General features: G+C 71.8%; 15 protein-coding genes. 8 read left to right on the top strand and 7 right to left on the bottom strand.

Annotated elements, in window-relative coordinates; translation table 11 throughout:
- Nucleotides 1–195: 195 nt before the first annotated feature.
- Both VIU94_RS10020 and VIU94_RS10015 read left to right on the top strand, forming a co-directional pair.
- A complete protein-coding gene (locus VIU94_RS10020; protein ID WP_331909799.1) occupies nt 196–1,212 on the top strand; it encodes a helix-turn-helix domain-containing protein in 1,017 nt (338 codons plus the stop codon).
- 307 nt (nt 1,213–1,519) lie between these two features.
- Nucleotides 1,520–2,233 (top strand): hypothetical protein, encoded by a 714-nt coding sequence (locus VIU94_RS10015; RefSeq protein WP_331909797.1) that lies wholly within the window; start codon nt 1,520–1,522, stop codon nt 2,231–2,233.
- Nucleotides 2,234–2,290: 57 nt separating this feature from the next.
- Here the strand turns inward: VIU94_RS10015 and VIU94_RS10010 are convergent, their stop codons facing one another.
- Nucleotides 2,291–3,769, bottom strand: coding sequence for an aminotransferase-like domain-containing protein (locus VIU94_RS10010; protein ID WP_331909795.1), 1,479 nt, complete (start codon nt 3,767–3,769; stop codon nt 2,291–2,293).
- Nucleotides 3,770–3,848: 79 nt separating this feature from the next.
- Here VIU94_RS10010 and VIU94_RS10005 point away from each other — a divergent pair, with 79 nt between their 5' ends.
- Nucleotides 3,849–5,057 (top strand): trans-sulfuration enzyme family protein, encoded by a 1,209-nt coding sequence (locus tag VIU94_RS10005; RefSeq protein WP_331909793.1) that lies wholly within the window; start codon nt 3,849–3,851, stop codon nt 5,055–5,057.
- Between the two features lie 155 nt (nt 5,058–5,212).
- Here VIU94_RS10005 and VIU94_RS10000 read toward each other — a convergent pair whose 3' ends face one another.
- Nucleotides 5,213–5,740 (bottom strand): LURP-one-related/scramblase family protein, encoded by a 528-nt coding sequence (locus VIU94_RS10000; RefSeq protein WP_331909791.1) that lies wholly within the window; start codon nt 5,738–5,740, stop codon nt 5,213–5,215.
- A gap of 142 nt (nt 5,741–5,882) precedes the next feature.
- Between VIU94_RS10000 and VIU94_RS09995 the strand changes: the two genes are divergently transcribed.
- The gene (locus VIU94_RS09995) at nt 5,883–7,697 is read left to right on the top strand and encodes an NHL domain-containing thioredoxin family protein (RefSeq protein WP_331909789.1); all 1,815 of its coding nucleotides are present in this window, start codon (nt 5,883–5,885) and stop codon (nt 7,695–7,697) included.
- Between the two features lie 4 nt (nt 7,698–7,701).
- Here the strand turns inward: VIU94_RS09995 and VIU94_RS09990 are convergent, their stop codons facing one another.
- The 3 genes from VIU94_RS09990 to VIU94_RS09980 form a co-directional block, all read right to left on the bottom strand.
- On the bottom strand, nt 7,702–8,052 hold the full coding sequence (locus tag VIU94_RS09990) for a hypothetical protein (protein WP_331909787.1): 351 nt from the start codon (nt 8,050–8,052) through the stop codon (nt 7,702–7,704).
- Between the two features lie 42 nt (nt 8,053–8,094).
- On the bottom strand, nt 8,095–9,402 hold the full coding sequence (locus VIU94_RS09985; RefSeq protein WP_331909785.1) for a M18 family aminopeptidase: 1,308 nt from the start codon (nt 9,400–9,402) through the stop codon (nt 8,095–8,097).
- A 196-nt stretch (nt 9,403–9,598) separates the two neighbouring features.
- Complete coding sequence (locus VIU94_RS09980; protein ID WP_331909783.1) at nt 9,599–11,428, bottom strand: acyl-CoA dehydrogenase; 1,830 nt, start codon at nt 11,426–11,428, stop codon at nt 9,599–9,601.
- Between the two features lie 142 nt (nt 11,429–11,570).
- On the opposite strand from VIU94_RS09980, the gene VIU94_RS09975 reads away from it, so the two are divergent.
- The 3 genes from VIU94_RS09975 (at nt 11,571) to VIU94_RS09965 (ending at nt 14,349) form a co-directional block, all read left to right on the top strand.
- Nucleotides 11,571–12,074 carry an SseB family protein gene (locus VIU94_RS09975; protein WP_331909781.1) on the top strand — a complete coding sequence of 168 codons (504 nt, stop codon included), beginning with the start codon at nt 11,571–11,573 and terminating at the stop codon, nt 12,072–12,074.
- Between the two features lie 113 nt (nt 12,075–12,187).
- The gene (locus VIU94_RS09970) at nt 12,188–13,150 is read left to right on the top strand and encodes a pirin family protein (protein ID WP_331909779.1); all 963 of its coding nucleotides are present in this window, start codon (nt 12,188–12,190) and stop codon (nt 13,148–13,150) included.
- Nucleotides 13,151–13,278: 128 nt separating this feature from the next.
- Entirely contained in the window at nt 13,279–14,349 is a 1,071-nt protein-coding gene (locus VIU94_RS09965; RefSeq protein WP_331909777.1) for an AI-2E family transporter, read from the top strand.
- A 13-nt stretch (nt 14,350–14,362) separates the two neighbouring features.
- Here VIU94_RS09965 and VIU94_RS09960 read toward each other — a convergent pair whose 3' ends face one another.
- Both VIU94_RS09960 and VIU94_RS09955 read right to left on the bottom strand, forming a co-directional pair.
- Nucleotides 14,363–15,181: an oxygen-binding di-iron domain-containing protein gene (locus tag VIU94_RS09960; RefSeq protein WP_331909775.1), complete on the bottom strand. Its 819-nt coding sequence runs from the start codon at nt 15,179–15,181 to the stop codon at nt 14,363–14,365.
- 106 nt (nt 15,182–15,287) lie between these two features.
- On the bottom strand, nt 15,288–17,366 hold the full coding sequence (locus tag VIU94_RS09955; RefSeq protein WP_331909773.1) for an ATP-binding SpoIIE family protein phosphatase: 2,079 nt from the start codon (nt 17,364–17,366) through the stop codon (nt 15,288–15,290).
- A 135-nt stretch (nt 17,367–17,501) separates the two neighbouring features.
- On the opposite strand from VIU94_RS09955, the gene VIU94_RS09950 reads away from it, so the two are divergent.
- On the top strand, nt 17,502–18,296 hold a 795-nt coding region (locus VIU94_RS09950; RefSeq protein ID WP_331909771.1), incomplete at its 3' end, for an amino acid--tRNA ligase-related protein.

Below are 18,296 nucleotides of genomic sequence, written 5' to 3'. Positions count from 1 at the left end.
GAAACGCCCCAATAGCTCCTTCCCCAAGCTCTCGGCTCCGCTCGAGCAGGGGAGACCCCATCCGAGGCGCTCCGGCGCCTTGCGATGCACCGCACCAGACGCCGCGACCTATCCGACCCTGATCCGCCGGACAGGCCCTAGGCTCCCTGGCAATGACTGAGCTCCGACAAACGAGGAGGACAGGTGGACGGGGGGATGCCGCAGCCGCGTGGCGTCGAGGATTCCGCGCAGTTCGTGGCGGTGATGCGGCAGTTACGCCAGTGGGCGGACGTGAGTTACCGCGAGTTGGAGCGCCGGGCCGGAGCCGTGGGGGACGTACTGCCGCGTGCCACGCTGTCCGGCGCGCTGAGCAGGCGGGAGCTGCCCCGGGAGGAGCTGCTGGCCGCTTTCGTCCGGGCCTGCGGCGGTGACGAGGCCACGGTCGGCGTCTGGGTGGGTGTCCGCAGACGTCTCGCGGTGGAGCTCGAACAGCGATCCTTCGCGCCGGAGGCGTCCGCCGGAGTCCGGGTGCCGGAGGTCGCGGAGCCGTCTCCGCCCGGGGATGAGCGATTACCGCTCGCGGAGCCGGTTCCTGACGCCGACACGGATTCTGCGGACGCGGCTCAGGACGCCGACACCGACACCGACGCCGACACCGACACCGACGCCGACGCAGCCACGGACGCCCACGCAGACACAGGTACGCACGCCGACGCAGACGCGGCCCCCGTATCAGCGACCGTCGGCCTCGCACTCGTCACCGCGGACCCCGCTCCGCCTCGCTCGCGCAGAGCGGTGCGCGCACTGCGGCGGCCGGCTGTGGTCGTCACGGCCGCCGTTGCGATGGTGCTGCTCGGGGCCACGCTCACCGGGGTGCTGGGCGCGCGCGACACCCCTTCCGGCGAGCCGCACGATCAACGGTCCGGCACTCCGGCGACCACGATCTCGCCGTCGAGCAAGCCCCCCGCCCCCAGCGCCGATGCCAAGCCGGCCAAGAACACGCCCGCCCCGGCCGGAACCCCGAGGAAGACCTCCCCTTCGGCCCGCCCGCCGAAGAAGACGACGACGCCCCGAGAGCCGACGCCGGGACGGAGCTCCTGGACCCCGGCCCCGGGCCCGTACGACCCGTCGCCGTACGAGCCGCCGCCCTCGACCGACACACCGCCCCCCACCGGCGGTGGTGATCCGTTCCCCACAGAGACGTGTTGGGACGCCACCAACGAATGCACGTGAGGCGAGCGCCGGCCGTCCCGGACGGCGAGGCGACGGTGGGCGACGACCTGTGAGGCCGGCGGACGGGGCGCGAGAGTGAGTGGCCGGCGGCTCAGACATCCGGCCTGACCTGCACGGACAGTGCCGGACTGTCCCGTCCGCCGTGAACCGTTGCCCGGCCCCTTTCGGCCGGGCAACGCTTCTTCCACCGCCCCGCATCGCCGCACGGCTCGCCTTTGCGAAGCCGTCTCCTCGCGCTGCCGGGCCGTCTCTCGCCACGGCCGGTGCACAGGCCTTGGCTCCACTCACTCGCTGAAGGAGCTTCACCATGCACATCGCACGCACCCGAAGGATCCGCACGATGGCCGTGGTCGCCGTCGCGACCGGCGTGCTGGCCGGAGGCGTCACCGCCGGCACGGACCTCCTCGGGTCGGAAGTCCCGCCCGCGCAGTCCACCGACACCATCGCCCAGGCAGGCGCCGCCCGGTCCGCGAAGGGCACCGAGGCCAAGGGCAGCAAGGCGAAGGGCGCCAAGGCCAAGGGCGCCAAGGCCAAGGGCCGCAAGTCCCAGGGCATGGACTGCCGTACCGGCGCGCTGCAGGCCCGGAACAAGAAGTTCGTCAAGACCGTCTACGAGTGGCCCGACAACCCCGGCGCCGTCACGATCATGCCCGGGCCCGGACGGAAGGAGTTCGAGTACAAGCTGGAGTACTCCAGCAAGGTCAGCGCCACCTTCGGCATGACCTACAAGGACCTCAGCGCATCGCTGGGATTCGAGGTCAACAAGTCGGAGTCGGAGAGCGACAGGACCGTGATCCAGCTGAAGGAGCCTGTCGCGTACCGGGTCCGGGCGGGCGTGGTCCACAAGCAGTACAGCTTCAACGTCTACGAGGAGCACGGCTTCTGGAACTGGCACGGCGACTACCTCGTCTGCCAGTCGTACCTCAAGCCCGAGTGGGTGAAGAAGGGCTCGGGAACCGCCCTCATGCCGTGGGCGAAGGCCTTCAGGGCCACCAAGGCCCCCAAGCGCCAGACCCACTGAGCATCCGGTGCGCGCCCCGTGCGGAGCGAGGCTCCGTACGGGGCGGGCGCCTCGTCCTCACGCGGCGAGCGCCTCCGCACCGGTCGCGGCCTCCGGGGCGTACTCCCGCCACGCCGTGGCGAGCCTCCCGACCGCCTCCGTGAGGACGTCCGGTGGGAGCAGGAAGTGCAGGCGGAGGCAGCGGGTGCTGGCGCCGAGGGCGTCCATCGTCGAGCCCGGCAGGACGGCCACGCCGTGGCGGAGCGCCAGCTGGGCGAAGGCCACGCCCTCGCCGTACGGGAGGCGGACCCACAGGGTCTGGCCGCCGGCGGTCGGCGCGGGGGTCCAGGAGGGGAGTTGCCGGGCGAGCTCGGCGACCAGGTGGTCGTGGCCGGCGCGCAGGGACCGCAGCCGGTCGCCGAGGACCGTCTCGTACTCGGCCAGCAGGCGGACCGCCGCCAGCTGGCCGGGCATGTCCGAGCCCAGGTCGTGGATCGCCTTGAGCCGGGCGAGCCGCGCGATCACCGGGGCCGGGCCGCGCACCCAGCCGATCCGCAGACCGCCCCATACCGGCTTGCTCAGCGAGCCGACCGAGAGCACGTCGCCGTACGCGCAGAGCGTCACCCCCGGCTTCTGTGCCGCATCCGCGGCAAACCCCAGATCGGCGCGCGCCTCGTCGTCGAGCAGCGGCACCCCGAGCGCATTCGCCGCCTCGACCAGCCTGCGGCCGGCCAGCGGCGGCAGCACGGAACCCGTCGGGTTGTGGAACCGGGACACCACATAGGCCAGAGCCGGCCGGTGACGCTCCATCACCCGGATCGCCGCCGCCACGTCGAGACCGTCCGGCCCCACCGCCACCGGATGCGGCACCGCCGCCGCCTCCCGGAACAGGTCCAGCGCCCCCGAGTACGTCGGGGCCTCGACCAGCACCCCGTCGCCGGGCGCGAGCAGCAGCCGGGTCAGCAGCGAAAGCCCCTGCTGGGCGCCCGTGGTGACCAGAATCTGATCGGGGCAGGTCGGGACGCCCCGTACCGCGTACCGCTCCGCGAGCGCCGTCCGCAGCGCGGCCAGGCCCGCCGGGTGGTAGCCCAGGTCGTCGTCGGGCAGGTCGATCGAGCGGTACGCCGCCTGCAGCTCGGGCGGCGGGGCGAGCGGGGCCGCGCAGCTCAGCAGGATCACGCCGTCCGACGGCTCGAGCAGGTTCAGGAAGAGCGGGTTCGACGTCTCCCGCACCCGCGGCCCCGGCAGCAGTGCGGCCGCCGCCGCCACGCGGGTACCGCTGCCCTGCCGGCGCATCACCCGCCCCTCCTGACGCAGCGTCTCGTACGCCGCGACCACCGTCGCCCGCCCCACCGACAGCGCCGAGGCGAGCCGCCGGTCGGGCGGCAGCGGAGCGTCCGGCGGCAGCAGCCCCTCGTCGATCAACTGCCGGAAACGGGCCGCCAGGAGCAGATACAACGGCCCGCGCCCGGCGGACCATCGGCCCAGCCGGGCCACGAGCGCGTCAGTGGATTGCGTGGTGTGCGTCGACTGTGTCGGCTGCGTCGTCTCAAACATCTGCATTGGCTCCATCAGCAGACCAATCTGCCGGGAATTGGCCCTGTGGGGCAACGCGATTGCCCCGTTCACTGGACGCATGAGCGACGACACGAACTCCCTGCCCCTCCGTCCCGAGACCTTCGCCGTCCACCCGCCGCAGCCCGAGATCACCGGCAGCCGGCCGCTCGGCGTCCCGCTCCACCAGGGTCACGTCTTCGCGTTCGACAGCGCCGACGCGCTGGCCGCCGCCATGGACGGCAGCGACACCTACGTCTACAGCCGCCACGGCAACCCCACCGTGCGCGCCCTGGAGCAGGCCGTCGCCCGCCTGGAGGGCGGGGCCGCCGCCCTCTCGTACGCCTCCGGCATGGGCGCGATCAACGGCGTACTGCTCACCCTGCTCGGCTCCGGCGCGCATGTCATCGCCCAGACCTGCGTCTACGGCGGCACGTACGCCGTCCTCACCGACCTCGCCGCACGCTGGGGCGTCGAGGTCACGTACGTCTGCGGCACCGACCCCGACGAGGTGCGCGCGGCCCTGCGCCCCGAGACGCGGCTGCTCTACCTGGAGACCATCGCCAACCCGACCGGCCGGGTCTCCGACCTGGCCGCGCTCGCCGCCGTCGCCGCCGAGGCCGGGGTGCCGACGGCCGTCGACAACACCTTCGCCTCGCCCCTGCTGTGCCGCCCGATCGAGCACGGAGCGGACATCGTGATCCACTCGGCGACCAAGTACCTCGCCGGGCACGCGGACGTCCTCGGCGGGATCGCCGTCTTCAAGGACGAGGAGCTGTACGGCCGGGCCCGCCACCACGCCGTCGAACAGGGCGCGATCACCGACCCGTTCGCGGCCTGGCTCACCCTGCGCGGCATGCAGACGCTGCCGCTGCGCATCGAGCGGCACTGCGCGAACGCCGCCGAGCTGGCGCGCCGTCTGGAGGCCCACCCGGCCGTGGCGGCCGTCCGCCATCCCTCGCTGCCGAGCCACCCGGACCACGCGATCGCCGCGCGGCTGCTGCCCTCGGGCGGCGGCGGGGTGGTCTCCTTCGACCTCGCGGGCGGACGGGAGGCCGGCCGCGCGTTGATGGAGGCGGTCCGGGTGGCCACGCTGAGCGTCTCGCTCGGCGACGTACGGACCCTGGTCATGCACCCGGCCTCCACCTCCCACCGGCAGCTCGACGCGGCGGCGCTCGAGACGGCGGGCATCGGGCCGGGGACGGTCCGGCTGTCGGTCGGCGTCGAGCACGTCGAGGACCTGTGGGCGGACTTGGAGCAGGCGCTGGAGCGGGCGGCGAAGGCGGGATAGGGGGCTGGGGGCGTATTGGCCCCTTCGGGCGTCTCGGCCCTGGGGGGTCTCGGCCCTGCGGGCGTCTCAGCCCTTCGGGCGTCTCAGCCCTTCGGGGTCTCGGCCCTGCGGGCGGAGAACGCGCGGCGCAGGTCTCCGAGTTCCCGCCGGCGCGCTCAGTCCTCGCGTTCTCGCTCCGCCATCCGGATGACGCAGACCGCGACCGCGATCAGCAGCGCCGCGTCGGCGTCCTCCCGGACGACGTTCACGGCGTACGTGTCCCGGACCCGGAGCCACTGTCGGGAGATGTGGGCGAGGAGTTCGCCGTCGTACTCGACGGTGAACTCCCGGTCCAGGATTCGGCCGCTGACGTCCAGCACGGTGCCGTCGACGAGCGTGACGCGGAAGTGATTGCGCAGCAGCGACAGGCGCTTGCGGCGGACGGACGCGAGCGGGCGGTCGTCCCGCTCGATCGTCATCGTGTCGCGCAGGCTGAACATCTTCTCCCGCAGGACGATCAGCACCTGGCCGCTCGGGTCCTTCAGCTCCAGGGTGTCGCGCAGCCGCAGGGCCTTGCCGTCGACGAGGAAGGCGTGCCGGCCCTGCTCGTCCTCGATCCAGTAGTCGTCGCCGATCGCGAAGATCTTGTCCCGTACGAAGTACTTGTGGGGGTGCGGGGGTCGTCCCCCGGAATAGTGCGCCATGTCATGAGCCGTTCCCGTTCGGTGCGGGCTCTATCTCTGCGCCTGGGCGAAACAGCGGGTGAACGGGTCGGCGGACGCGCTGAGCATCCCCCTCTTTCACCCTCCCGGTCCCCACCCCCACCCCGTACGGCACTCTTGAACCATGAACGATGCAGCCTCGGCGCCCACCCCCGCGCCTGCTCCGCGACGCCGTGCCCGTGTCCGTGCCCCCGAGCTGGTCGGGAAGGGCGGCTGGCTGAACACCGGCGGCAAGGAACTCACTCTCGCTGATCTGCGAGGGAAGTGTGTGATTGTCGACTTCTGGACGTTTTGCTGCATCAACTGCCTGCACGTCCTCGACGAGCTGCGGGAGCTGGAGGAGAAGCACCGGGACACGGTCGTGATCGTGGGGGTGCACTCGCCGAAGTTCGTGCATGAGGCGGAGCATCAGGCTGTCGTGGACGCCGTCGAGCGGTACGAGGTGCAGCACCCCGTCCTTGACGACCCGGAGCTCGCGACGTGGAAGCAGTACGCCGTGCGGGCCTGGCCGACGCTCGTCGTCATCGATCCCGAGGGGTATGTCGTCGCGCAGCACGCGGGCGAGGGGCATGCCAATGCGATTCGGACGCTCGTGGAGGAGCTGGAGGCCGAGCACGAGGCCAAGGGGACGCTGCGGCGGGGGGACGGGCCGTACGTGCCGCCGGAGCCTGTCGCCACGGATCTGCGGTTCCCCGGGAAGGCGGTTCTGCTGCCGTCCGGGAACTTCCTGGTCTCCGACACCACCCGGCACCAGCTCGTCGAGCTCGCCGCCGACGGCGAGAGCGTCGTGCGGCGGATCGGGGAGGGCGAGTTCCGCGAGCCGCAGGGGCTCGCGCTGCTGCCGGACGGGAAGGTCGTCGTCGCCGACACCGTCCACCACGCCCTGCGGACGTACGACCCCCGGAGCGGTGCCATCGAGCTGCTCGCCGGCACCGGGAAGCAGTGGTGGCAAGGGTCGCCCACCTCCGGGCCCGCCCTCGACGTCGACCTGTCCTCGCCGTGGGACGTGGCCTGGTGGCAGGGCAAGGTGTGGATCGCCATGGCCGGCGTCCACCAGCTGTGGACGTACGACCCGGAGGCCAAGACCGTTCAGGTCGCCGCCGGCACCACCAACGAGGGGCTTGTCGACGGGCCGGCCGCCGAGGCCTGGTTCGCGCAGCCGTCCGGGCTCGCCGCCGCCGGGGACCGGCTCTGGATCGCCGACTCCGAGACCAGCGCCCTGCGCTGGGTCGACGCCGACGGCGCCGTCCACACCGCCGTCGGCACCGGGCTCTTCGACTTCGGGCACCGCGACGGCGCGGCCGACCAGGCGCTGCTCCAGCACCCGCTCGGTGTGACCGCGCTGCCCGACGGCTCGGTCGCGGTCAGCGACACGTACAACCACGCCCTGCGCCGCTTCGACCCCGCGACCGGTGAGGTCACCACGCTCGCCACGGATCTGCGCGAGCCCAGCGACGCCGTGCTCGTCGGCGACGAGATCGTGGTCGTCGAGTCCGCCCGGCACCGGCTGACCAGGCTCCGGCTGCCCGAGGAGGCCGTCCAGGTCGAGTCGGTCGCGCACCGCACCCAACGGGAGGCCACCGAGGTCGCCCCCGGACGGCTCCGCCTCGACGTCGTCTTCCAGGCCCCGACCGGGCAGAAGCTGGACGAGCGGTACGGGCCCTCCACCCGGCTCCTGGTCTCCTCCACCCCGCCCGAGCTGCTGCTCTCCGGCGAGGGCACCGGCACCGACCTCTTCCGCGAGCTCGACCTGAACCCGGACGTCACCGAGGGCGTGCTGCACGTCTCCGCGATGGCCGCCTCCTGCGACGACGATCCGGCCAACGAATACCCGGCCTGCCATGTCCATCAGCAGGACTGGGGCGTTCCGGTGAGGGTGACGGCGGAGGGCTCGTCCCGCCTGCCGTTGATCCTCGCGGGCATGGACGACGGTCGGTAGCGCCCTACCGCACCACTCCCTGGTTCCTGGACGGGCGGCCCGCCGCCCCGTCCAGGCAACCGGCGACCCACGCCCCCGGGTCGTGCGCAGCCCGGTCGCCGCCCAGCCCGGTCCGTTCCATCTCGGCGCACTCCCCGTCCCGCAGGGCGCGCCACTTGGCGATCCGGACGGCCTGCAGATAGCCGCCCTCGTACGCGATGTCCGTGGCCCACGGCGGACGGTCGTGGTACCGGTCGATCAGCCCCCACGCCACCGCCGTGCCGAACAGCACGACGGCGGCGAGGGACACGGAGAACTTCCCCCGCGACGGACCCTCCCGGCCCTCCCGGCCCCCCTGACTCTCCTGGCTCTCCATGGGGAGAACCGTTTCAGGCAGGGCCTTTCGGAGATGTTTCGCTCAGCCCTCCAGGAACGCCACCAGGGCGTTGGCCAGCAGGTACGGGTCGTCCGCGCCGCACAGTTCGCGGGCGCTGTGCATCGACAGGCAGGCGACGCCGATGTCCACCGTGCTGATGCCGTGGCGGGCCGCGGTGATCGGGCCGATCGTCGTGCCGCAGGGCATGTCGTTGTTGGAGACGAAGGACTGCCACGGCACGCCGGCCTTCTCGCAGGCCGCGGCGAACACGGCGCGGCCGCTGCCGTCGGTGGCGTAGCGCTGGTTGACGTTGACCTTGAGGATCGGGCCGCCGTTGGGACGCGGGTGGTGCGTCGGGTCGTGGCGCTCGCTGTAGTTGGGGTGGACGGCGTGGCCGACGTCGGAGGAGAGGCAGATCGAGCCGGCGAAGGCGCGGGCCTTGTCCTCGTAGCCGCCGCCGCGGGCGTAGACCGAGCGCTCCAGGACGTTGCCGAGCAGCGGGCCCTGGGCGCCGGTGTCGGCCTCGGAGCCGTTCTCCTCGTGGTCGAAGGCGGCGAGGACCGGGATGTACGGCAGGTCCGGCTGCGCGGCCACGGCGATGAGCGCGGCGACGCAGGCGTGCACGGAGATCAGGTTGTCCATGCGCGGGCCGGCCAGCAGCTCGCGGTCGCGGCCCAGGTAGGCGGGGGCCTCGACGGCGTGCACCATCAGGTCCCAGCCGGCCACGTCGTCCGCGTCGACGCCGGCCTCCTCGGCGACGAAGGCGAGCAGGTCGCCGTCGTGCGCGTCGCCGAGGCCCCAGATCGGCTGCATGTGGCGCTGCCGCTCCAGCTTCATGCCCTCGTTGACCTGCCGGTCCAGGTGGATCGCGAGCTGCGGCACGCGCAGCAGCGGGCGGTCCACGTTGACCAGGCGGTGGGAGCCGTCGCGCAGGGTGAGCCGGCCGGCCAGGCCGAGGTCGCGGTCGAGCCAGCTGTTGAGCAGCGGTCCGCCGTAGATCTCGACGGCCGCCTGCCGCCAGCCCTCGCGGCCCATGTCGGGCTGCGGCTTCACACGCAGGTTGGGGGAGTCGGTGTGGGCGCCGACGATCCGGAACGGGGTGTGCGGGGACGCGCCCTCCGGGACGTGCCAGGCGATGAGCGCGCCGCCGCGGATCACGTACTTCCCGCCCGTCGTCCCGTCCCAGGCGGCGGTCTCCTCGACCTGGCGGAAGCCGGCCTTCTCCAGCCGCTCGGCGGCGTTGGCCACGGCGTGGTACGGCGACGGGGACGCCGCGAGGAAGGTCATGAGGTCATCGGTGTGGCCGCGGTCGAACGGAGAAGTCGCCGGGCTGGAGGGTGCGCTACTCATGACGTTCACCTTACGCAGTCTCGAATTGTGGACGCGGGGCCGTACCGAGGGGCCGAAATCCCCCTGCGCACAGGCCCCGAACCCCGGACGACGACGCTCTGGAGCCGCCTGCGGCAGAGCCCCGAGCCCCTACGACAGAACGGCCCGCTCCCCTCCCCGGGAGCGAGCCGTTCCGGTCCGACGGACGGGGCGCGTACTAGAACGCGGCCTCGTCCAGGTCCATCAGCGAGCCGTCGACGCCCTCGGCGAGCGCGCGCTCGGCGGAGACGCCGGGCAGGACGTTGGCGGCGAAGAACTTCGCGGCCGCGATCTTGCCCTGGTAGAACGCGACGTCCTTGGCGTTGGCGCCCTCGGCCAGCTTCTCGGCGGCGACGGCCGCGCCGCGCAGCAGCAGGTAGCCGACGACCACGTCGCCGGAGGCGAGCAGCAGGCGGGTGGTGTTGAGGCCGACCTTGTAGATGTTCTTGACGTCCTCGCCGGTGGCGGTGAGGTCGGTGATCATCGTGCCGACGATGCTCTCCAGGTCGACGGCGGCCTTGGCCAGCGCGTCGCGGGCGCCGGCCAGCTCCTCGCCGCCGGTGCCGACCGCGAGGAACTTCTTGATCTCCTCGGACAGCGCGTTCAGGGACGCGCCCTGGTCGCGGACGATCTTGCGGAAGAAGAAGTCCTGGCCCTGGATGGCCGTGGTGCCCTCGTAGAGGGTGTCGATCTTGGCGTCCCGGATGTACTGCTCGATCGGGTACTCCTGCAGGAAGCCGGAGCCGCCGAAGGTCTGCAGCGACTGGGCGAGCTGCTCGTAGCCCTTCTCGGAGCCGTAGCCCTTGACGATCGGCAGCAGCAGGTCGTTCAGGCCGTGCAGGGCCTTCGCGTCCTCGCCCGCCGCCTCCTTGATCTGGATCTCGTCCTGCACGGAGGCCGTGTAGAGGACGAGGGAGCGCATGCCCTCGGCGTACGCCTTCTGCGTCATCAGCGAGCGGCGGACGTCGGGGTGGTGCGTGATGGTGACCTTGGGCGCGGCCTTGTCCATGAAGTTCGCCAGGTCGGTGCCCTGGACGCGCTCCTTGGCGTACTCAAGGGCGTTGAGGTAGCCCGTCGAGAGGGTGGAGATCGCCTTCGTGCCGACCATCATGCGGGCGAACTCGATGATGAGGAACATCTGGCGGATGCCGTCGTGCTTGTCGCCGATGAGCCAGCCCTTGGCGGGGTGCTTGTCGCCGAAGGTCATCTCGCACGTGTTGGAGGCCTTGAGGCCCATCTTGTGCTCGACGTTGGTGGCGTACGCGCCGTTGCGCGCGCCCAGCTCGCCGGTCTCCCAGTCGAACTCGAACTTCGGGACGAGGAAGAGGGAGAGGCCCTTGGTGCCGGGGCCGGCGCCCTCGGGGCGGGCGAGGACGTAGTGGAGGATGTTCTCCTCCATGTCGTGCTCACCGGACGTGATGAAGCGCTTGACGCCCTCGATGTGCCAGGAGCCGTCCTCCTGCTGGATCGCCTTCGTGCGGCCGGCGCCGACGTCCGAGCCCGCGTCGGGCTCGGTGAGGACCATGGTGGAGCCCCAGCGCTTCTCGACCGCGATCTGGGCGACCTTCTTCTGCGCCTCGTTGCCCTCGTTGTAGAGGATGCCGGCGAACGCCGGGCCGGAGGAGTACATCCAGATGGCCGGGTTCGAGCCGAGCAGCAGCTCTGCGTAGGACCAGATCAGGGAGCGCGGGGCGACCGTGCCGCCGATCTCCTCGGGGATGCCCAGACGCCAGTACTCGGACTCCATGAAGGCGTTGTACGACTTCTTGAACGTGGCCGGCACCGGGGCGGTGTTGGTCTCCGGGTCGAAGACCGGCGGGTTGCGGTCGGCGTCGGCGAAGGACTCGGCCAGCTCGTTCTCGGCGAGACGGCGGATCTCGTCGAGGATGCTCTTGGCGGTCTCGACGTCCATCTCCTCGAACGGCCCGGAGCCGTACACCTTGTCGCGGCCGAGGACCTCGAAGAGGTTGAACTCGATGTCGCGGAGATTCGACTTGTAGTGCCCCATGGCGACGGCTCCGTAAGGCTCGGGGAGGGAGGTTCCTCGTACACGTACCGGCAAGTAGCAAAACGCTCTCTCCGATGATGCTACCCACCGGTAATAAGAGCAACCCCTCTCGGGACATCTGTGACGCAGTAGGCTCGCCCCCATGTACGGCTACGAGCAGAATCCGGGTGCCCAGCAGCAGTACGCCCCGCCTCCGCAGCCCGGGATGCAGCCGGGAATGCAGGCCGGGATGGCGGGCGGGATGCAGGGCGGTTACGGGCAGCAGCCCCCGCTCTACCCGGAGCCGTCGCCGCCCTCGCTGGCCGACGCCGTGCGGGCCTTCACGACCGGATCGCTGGCCGCCGAGGACTTCCAGCAGATCTTCGCGAGCTCCAAGGTGTACTGCCCGCGCGGTGACACCCCGGGCTTCCTGGCGCTGCACAACACCCAGCAGCCGGTGATCCCGATGTTCACCTCGCTGAAGGAGCTGCGCCGGTACGCCGGCAAGGAGTCGAAGTACTTCGTGATCACCGGGGCCGAGGTGATCGACCTGCTGCCGACCGGGTACGGCTTCGTCCTCGACATGGAGGGCGACCACCGGATGGTCTTCGACGCGAAGGCCGTGGAGCAGATGGTCGACTTCGCGATGCGGCGGATGTACGGCTGACGCAGGCTGGCAGCGAGGGAGAGCGCCCGGGAGGAATTCCTCCCGGGCGTTCCGCGTTCCGGGTGGCAGGAAGTTCATTGTTCAACTAAACTGGTCGCACAAGGAGGCCCACCATGCCCGCTGTGACTGTGGAGAACCCGCTCACCCTGCCGCGCGTCGCCGCGCCGGCCGATGCCGCGCCGCGTCCCGTCCTCGCCGTGACCACGGCGCCGTCCGGCTTCGAGGGGGAGGGCTTCCCGGTGCGACGCGCGTTCGCCGGGATCAACTACCGGTACCTCGACCCGTTCATCATGATGGACCAGATGGGCGAGGTGGACTACGGCCCGGGCGAGCCCAAGGGCACCCCGTGGCACCCGCACCGCGGCTTCGAGACCGTGACGTACATCATCGACGGCACCTTCGACCACCAGGACTCCAACGGCGGCGGCGGCACCATCACCAACGGCGACACCCAGTGGATGACGGCCGGCAGCGGCCTGCTGCACATCGAGGCCCCGCCGGAGTCCCTCGTCATCAGTGGCGGGCTCTTCCACGGGCTCCAGCTGTGGGTGAACCTGCCGGCCAGCGACAAGATGATGACCCCGCGGTACCAGGACATCCGCGGCGGCCAGGTCCAGCTGCTCACCTCCCCCGACGGCGGCGCGCTGTTCCGCGTCATCGCGGGCGAGCTCGACGGGCACGCCGGACCGGGCATCACGCACACGCCGATCACGATGGTCCACGCGACGCTGCGGCCCGGGGCCGAGGTCACGATGCCGTGGCGCGAGGACTTCAACGGCCTCGTGTACGTGCTCGCCGGCCGCGGCGCGGTCGGCGCGGAGCGGCGGCCGATCCACATGGGCCAGACCGCGGTCTTCGGCGACGGAGGCTCGCTGACCGTCCGCGCGGACGAGAAGCAGGACGGGCACGCGCCGGACCTGGAGGTCGTGCTCCTCGGCGGCCGGCCGATCCGTGAGCCGATGGCGCACTACGGCCCGTTCGTGATGAACACCCAGGCCGAACTCCGCCAGGCCTTCGAGGACTTCCAGGCGGGCCGGCTCGGCACGATCCCGGCGGTTCACGGGATGGGCGAGTAGCCGGTACGAGTACAGGGTCGCCGCCCGGGATCGCCCGTACGGCGACGAGGTCGCCCGGCTGACGAGTCGTCACCCGGGCGGCCCCGCAGCGCAGGACGGCGCGCCCGGCGGCGTGGTCCGGTGGAGGGGTGCAGACGACGACACCGCTCCTTCCCGAGGCAGCCCGCCGCGTCGCCGCCTGGTGCGTGGTGTTCCTGCTGGTCGCGGGGGTCACCGCGGTCGGGATCTGGCTCTGCGTCGCCTTCAAGACCGCCGTCACGCCCGTTCTGCTCGCGCTGCTGGGCACCGCGCTGCTCGGGCCGCTCTACCGGCGGCTGCTGCGGATGAAGGTGCAGAAGTCCCTCGCCGCCGCGCTGACCTGCGTCGCCGTCCTCGCCGTCGTCGGCGGGGCCACGTACATCGTCGTCATGGCGCTGGTCGACACCGGCGACCAGATCGTCGCCTCGCTGCGCCGCGCCGCCGAGGACATCGCCGACCACCTGGGCGCGGCCGGCACCTCACTGGACGACCTCGCCGCGAACGCCAAGGACCTCCTCGCGAAGTTCGGCGGCACGGCGGCCTCCGGGGTGATCTCCGGGCTGAGCGTGGTCGGCGAGGTGCTCGCCACCGCCGTCCTCGCCCTGCTGCTGATCTTCTTCTTCCTGCGCGACTCCGACCGGGCCGTCGGGACCCTGCGCGCGCTCGTCCCGCGCAGCGTCGGCGACGTGGTCGAGGCCATGGGCCGGCGGGCCTTCGAGGCCGTCGAGGGCTTCATGCGCGGGACGACGTTCGTCGCACTCGTCGACGCGGTCCTGATCGGCGTCGGCCTGCTGGTCCTGGACGTCCCCGGCGCGATCGGGCTCGCCGCGCTGGTCTTCGTCACCGCGTACATCCCGTACCTCGGCGCGTTCCTGTCCGGCGCGGTCGCCGTGCTCGTCGCGCTGGCCGACCGGGGGGCGGTCATCGCGCTGTGGGTGCTCGGCGTGGTGCTCGCCGTGCAGGTCCTGGAGGGCCATGTGCTCCAGCCGATGGTGCAGAGCCGGACCGTGCAGATGCACCCGGCCGTGGTCATGCTCGCGATCACGGCGGGCGCATCCGTCGCCGGGGTCCTCGGCATGCTGCTCGCCGTCCCCCTGACGGCCGCCTTCTTCGGCGTGATCGGCGAGCTGCGCGGCCGGTACGGGACGCCGCCCCGGGAGCCGCCGCCGGACACGGCCTAGGTCGCCGCAGCGCTCAGGTCGCCGCAGGCATCCCGCCCGGCTCGAAGGTCTTCAGCATCTGCTCCAGGGCTGCCTGGTCCGGGCCCACGAACGGGTCCGCGCCCGGCGCCATGGTGATCGTGTCGAGCATGCGATGGGTCATCCGCACGGCGGGCGGCAGATGCGTGCTGAGCATGATCTCCGCGCTCATCTCCCGCAGCGGCGCGATCCACGCCCGGTACTTCCCCTCGTCCACCATGTGCACCCACGGGCTGTCCAGCGTCGCCCAGAGCAGCTGCGAGGACCGCAGGTCGTCCGGCTTGAGGTCGTTCGCGTGCCCGCTCTCGGCGAGCTCCTGCGTCGGCATGGGGCCTCCGAAGCAGTCGGAGCTGAAGCAGATCCGGGTCCTGTCGTCGTAGAAGCCGACGGTCGCCGGGTTGTCGAACAGCGGCGGCCGGAAGGCGTGCAGCACGCGGTCGCCGACGTCCAGGGACTGACCGGGGTTGACGAAGTACACCCGGTCCATGGGCAGCGGGCGCTCGGTGGTCATGATTCCGGCCCCGATGAACGTGGTCACCACGCGCGCCTCGGGCGCCGCGGCGAGCAGGTCGAAGATCCCGCCCGTGTGGTCGCGGTCGGGGTGGGTGAGCCAGATCCACCGGACCTCGGCAGGGTCGATCACCGAGCCGAGCGTGGCCATGAAGTCCCGGTCGGGGAGGGACAGGCCGGTGTCGACGACGACGGGCTCGCGGGCGGCGATGACGTACGCGTTGATGGGGAGGTGCCCGATCCCGGGTATTTCGAGGCTGTCGGCCATGACGGTGGTGTCGCTGCCGACCTTGTGGATGTCCATGGCGTACTCCGTGCTCCCCCCGACGGCCGTACCCCACCAGTCTCCCCCGCCGTACGCGACCCCGCACCGGCAGCCGCCCCTGGGCCCGCCCGAACGCGGCCTGCGCTCAGCAGCCCTGCCCCGACGCCGGCTCGTGCAGCTCGAACCAGATCGACTTGCCCTCGCCGCGCGGGTCCACGCCCCAGGCGTGCGCCAGCATCTCCATCAGCAGCAGGCCGCGCCCGGAGGACGCCATCTCGCCCGGGTGCCGTTTGTGCGGCAGCTCGTCGCTGGCGTCCGAGACCTCCACGCGCAGGCGGCGGTGGTCCTCGGCGCAGACCACCTCGGCGACCAGGAGCGCGTCCCCGTCGGTGTGGATGAGTACGTTGGTGACCATCTCGGAGACCATCAGGACCGCCGCGTCGACCTGGTCCTCGTCCGTCCAGTCGTGCAGCAGCCGGCGCACCTGCCGGCGCGCGTCCGCGATCCGCTCCGACTCGGCCTGGGCGACGGTCATGACGGTGCGGCGCGGGGCCGGGAGCACCCGCGGGCCGCCGGACCGGGAGAGCAGCAGGACGGCGATGTCGTCCTCGCGGCGGTCGGCGAGCGGGCCGGTGGTGTGGTGCGAGCCGGGGCCGTGTACGGCCTCGACGAGCTGGTCCGCGAGCTCCTCCAGGGACTCCCCGTCGTGCTGCTCCAGGAGCGTGCGGATCCGGTCCCAGCCGCTGTCCAGGTCGTGGCCGCCGGTCTCCAGGAGCCCGTCGGTGCAGACCATCAGGGTCTCGCCGGGGTCCAGGCGCAGCCGGGTGGTCGGGTAGTCGCTGTCCGGGTCGATGCCGAGCGGAAGCCCGCCCGCGGTGGGCTGCAGCAGGACCGTTCCGTCGGAGGTCCGTACGGCCGGCTCGGGGTGCCCGGCCCGCGCGATGTCCAGGGTCCCGGTCTCCGGGTCGACCTCCAGGTACAGGCAGGTCGCGAACCGGGGGCCGCCGAGGTCGTCGGAGCCGTCGGTGATCCCGTGCAGGAACCGTGAGGCGCGGGAGAGCACGGCGTCGGGGCGATGGCCCTCGGAGGCGTACGCGCGCAGGGCGATCCGCAGCTGGCCCATCAGCCCGGCGGCGCGCACGTCGTGGCCCTGGACGTCGCCGATGACCAGGGCGATGCGTCCGCCGGGGAGCTGGATCATGTCGTACCAGTCCCCGCCGATCTCCAGGCCGCCGCCGGTCGGCACGTACCGGGCGGCCACCGCGAGCCCCGGGATGCCGGGCCCGAGGGCGGGCATCATCGTCCGCTGCAGCCCCAGCGACAGCTCGCGCTCGGACTCGGCGACGCCGGCCCGGGCGAGGGCCTGGGCGAGCATCCGGGCGACGGTGGTGAGGACGGAGCGCTCGTCCGGGGTGAAGGCCACCGGGTGCTTGAACGCGGCCATCCAGGCGCCCATGGTGCGGCCGGCGACGATCAGCGGCAGGAAGGCCCAGGACTCCCGCGAGAATCGTTTCGCCAGCGGCCAGGTGGTCGGGAAGCGCCGCTTGTACTCCTCCGGCGAGGGCAGGTAGATCGCCCGCCCGGTGCGGGCCGCCTCGGCGGCCGGGTAGTCGGTGCCCAGGGACATCTCGGTGAACGGGCCCTCGTCGCCCTCGCTGTGCCCGTGGTGGCCGATGACGGTCAGCCGGTCGCCCGCCACGCCGAAGACCGCGAGCCCGTCCGGCGAGAAGCCCGGCATGGACAGCGAGGCGGCCACCCGCAGCACCTCGGCGGTGGACCGGGCCTCGGCCAGGGCCCGCCCCGCGTCGAGCAGGAACGCCTCGCGGGAGCGCCGCCAGTCGCCGGTGACGGGGGTGCGGGCGGCGGTGCCGGGCTGGGGCTCGGCGACCTCCTGGAGGGTGCCGACGAGCTGGTAGTCCCCGCCCTCGATCAGCGGCTTGGAGCGGCTGCGCACGGTACGGATCACCCGTCCGTCCGGGTCCGTGATCCGCAGCCGGGCCTCGGCGAGGGTGCCCTCGGCGACGGCGAGGTTCACCACGCCGTCGATCTCGTTCCAGTCGATCGGGTGGAACCGGGAGCGGACGGCGGCCTCGGTGAGCCGGGCGGGCTCGGCGGGCAGGCCGAGCAGCCGGGCGGCCTCCGCGTCGAGGGTGACGATCCCGGTCGCGTTGTCCCAGCGCCACAGGCCGGTCGCTATCGCGGCCAGGATGTCCTCGGTGCGCATTGCCCCACTTTATGAATATCGGGCTGCAGGTCGCCACTGAGAGTATTCGATAAGCGATCTTGGGTCGCCCGGTACCCTTGACGGGCCTGGATACGTCCGGGCATCCCACCGATTCCGAAGACTGGATGAACGACGATGCATCGGTACAGGTCCCACACCTGCGGCGAGCTCCGCGCCTCTGACGTCGGCAGCGACGTCCGGCTGAGCGGCTGGCTGCACAATCGGCGCGACCTGGGCGGCATCCTCTTCATCGATCTGCGCGACCACTACGGCATCACGCAGCTCGTCGCCCGGCCCGGCACCAAGGCCGCCGAGGTGCTCGACAAGCTGACCAAGGAGACCGTCGTCCGCGTCGACGGCAAGGTCGTCTCCCGCGGTGCCGACAACGTCAACCCGGAGCTCGCGACCGGCGAGATCGAGATCGAGGCCGCCGAGGTCGAGGTCCTGGGCGCGGCCAAGCAGATCCCCTTCACCATCAACGCCGACGACGGCGTCAACGAGGAGCGGCGCCTGGAGTACCGCTTCCTCGACCTGCGCCGCGAGCGCATGCACAAGAACATCATGCTGCGTACGGCGGTGATCTCCGCGATCCGTCACAAGATGACGGCGCTGGGCTTCAACGAGATGGCGACCCCGATCCTGTCGGCGACCTCTCCCGAGGGCGCCCGCGACTTCGTGGTCCCCTCCCGGCTGAACCCGGGCAAGTTCTACGCCCTCCCCCAGGCGCCGCAGCAGTTCAAGCAGCTGCTGATGATCTCCGGCTTCGACCGGTACTTCCAGATCGCGCCCTGCTTCCGCGACGAGGACGCCCGCGCCGACCGTTCGCCGGGCGAGTTCTACCAGCTCGACGTCGAGATGAGCTTCGTCGAGCAGGAGGACGTCTTCCAGCCGATCGAGAAGCTCATGACCGAGATCTTCGAGGAGTTCGGC

Origin of the sequence: Streptomyces sp., from assembly GCF_036566765.1 — a bacterium.
GTDB lineage: Bacteria > Actinomycetota > Actinomycetes > Streptomycetales > Streptomycetaceae > Streptomyces.
The sequence above is the reverse complement of the archived record's forward strand: the minus strand, read 5'-3'. Positions and strand labels throughout refer to the sequence as shown.

Coding starts and splice junctions, on each gene's coding strand:
- VIU94_RS10020 (WP_331909799.1), top strand. CDS start 196: ATGCCGCAGCCGCGTGGCGTCGAGGATTCCGCGCAGTTCGTGGCGGTG.
- VIU94_RS10015 (WP_331909797.1), top strand. CDS start 1,520: ATGCACATCGCACGCACCCGAAGGATCCGCACGATGGCCGTGGTCGCC.
- VIU94_RS10010 (WP_331909795.1), bottom strand. CDS start 3,769: ATGTTTGAGACGACGCAGCCGACACAGTCGACGCACACCACGCAATCC.
- VIU94_RS10005 (WP_331909793.1), top strand. CDS start 3,849: ATGAGCGACGACACGAACTCCCTGCCCCTCCGTCCCGAGACCTTCGCC.
- VIU94_RS10000 (WP_331909791.1), bottom strand. CDS start 5,740: ATGGCGCACTATTCCGGGGGACGACCCCCGCACCCCCACAAGTACTTC.
- VIU94_RS09995 (WP_331909789.1), top strand. CDS start 5,883: ATGAACGATGCAGCCTCGGCGCCCACCCCCGCGCCTGCTCCGCGACGC.
- VIU94_RS09990 (WP_331909787.1), bottom strand. CDS start 8,052: ATGGAGAGCCAGGAGAGTCAGGGGGGCCGGGAGGGCCGGGAGGGTCCG.
- VIU94_RS09985 (WP_331909785.1), bottom strand. CDS start 9,402: ATGAGTAGCGCACCCTCCAGCCCGGCGACTTCTCCGTTCGACCGCGGC.
- VIU94_RS09980 (WP_331909783.1), bottom strand. CDS start 11,428: ATGGGGCACTACAAGTCGAATCTCCGCGACATCGAGTTCAACCTCTTC.
- VIU94_RS09975 (WP_331909781.1), top strand. CDS start 11,571: ATGTACGGCTACGAGCAGAATCCGGGTGCCCAGCAGCAGTACGCCCCG.
- VIU94_RS09970 (WP_331909779.1), top strand. CDS start 12,188: ATGCCCGCTGTGACTGTGGAGAACCCGCTCACCCTGCCGCGCGTCGCC.
- VIU94_RS09960 (WP_331909775.1), bottom strand. CDS start 15,181: ATGGACATCCACAAGGTCGGCAGCGACACCACCGTCATGGCCGACAGC.
- VIU94_RS09955 (WP_331909773.1), bottom strand. CDS start 17,366: ATGCGCACCGAGGACATCCTGGCCGCGATAGCGACCGGCCTGTGGCGC.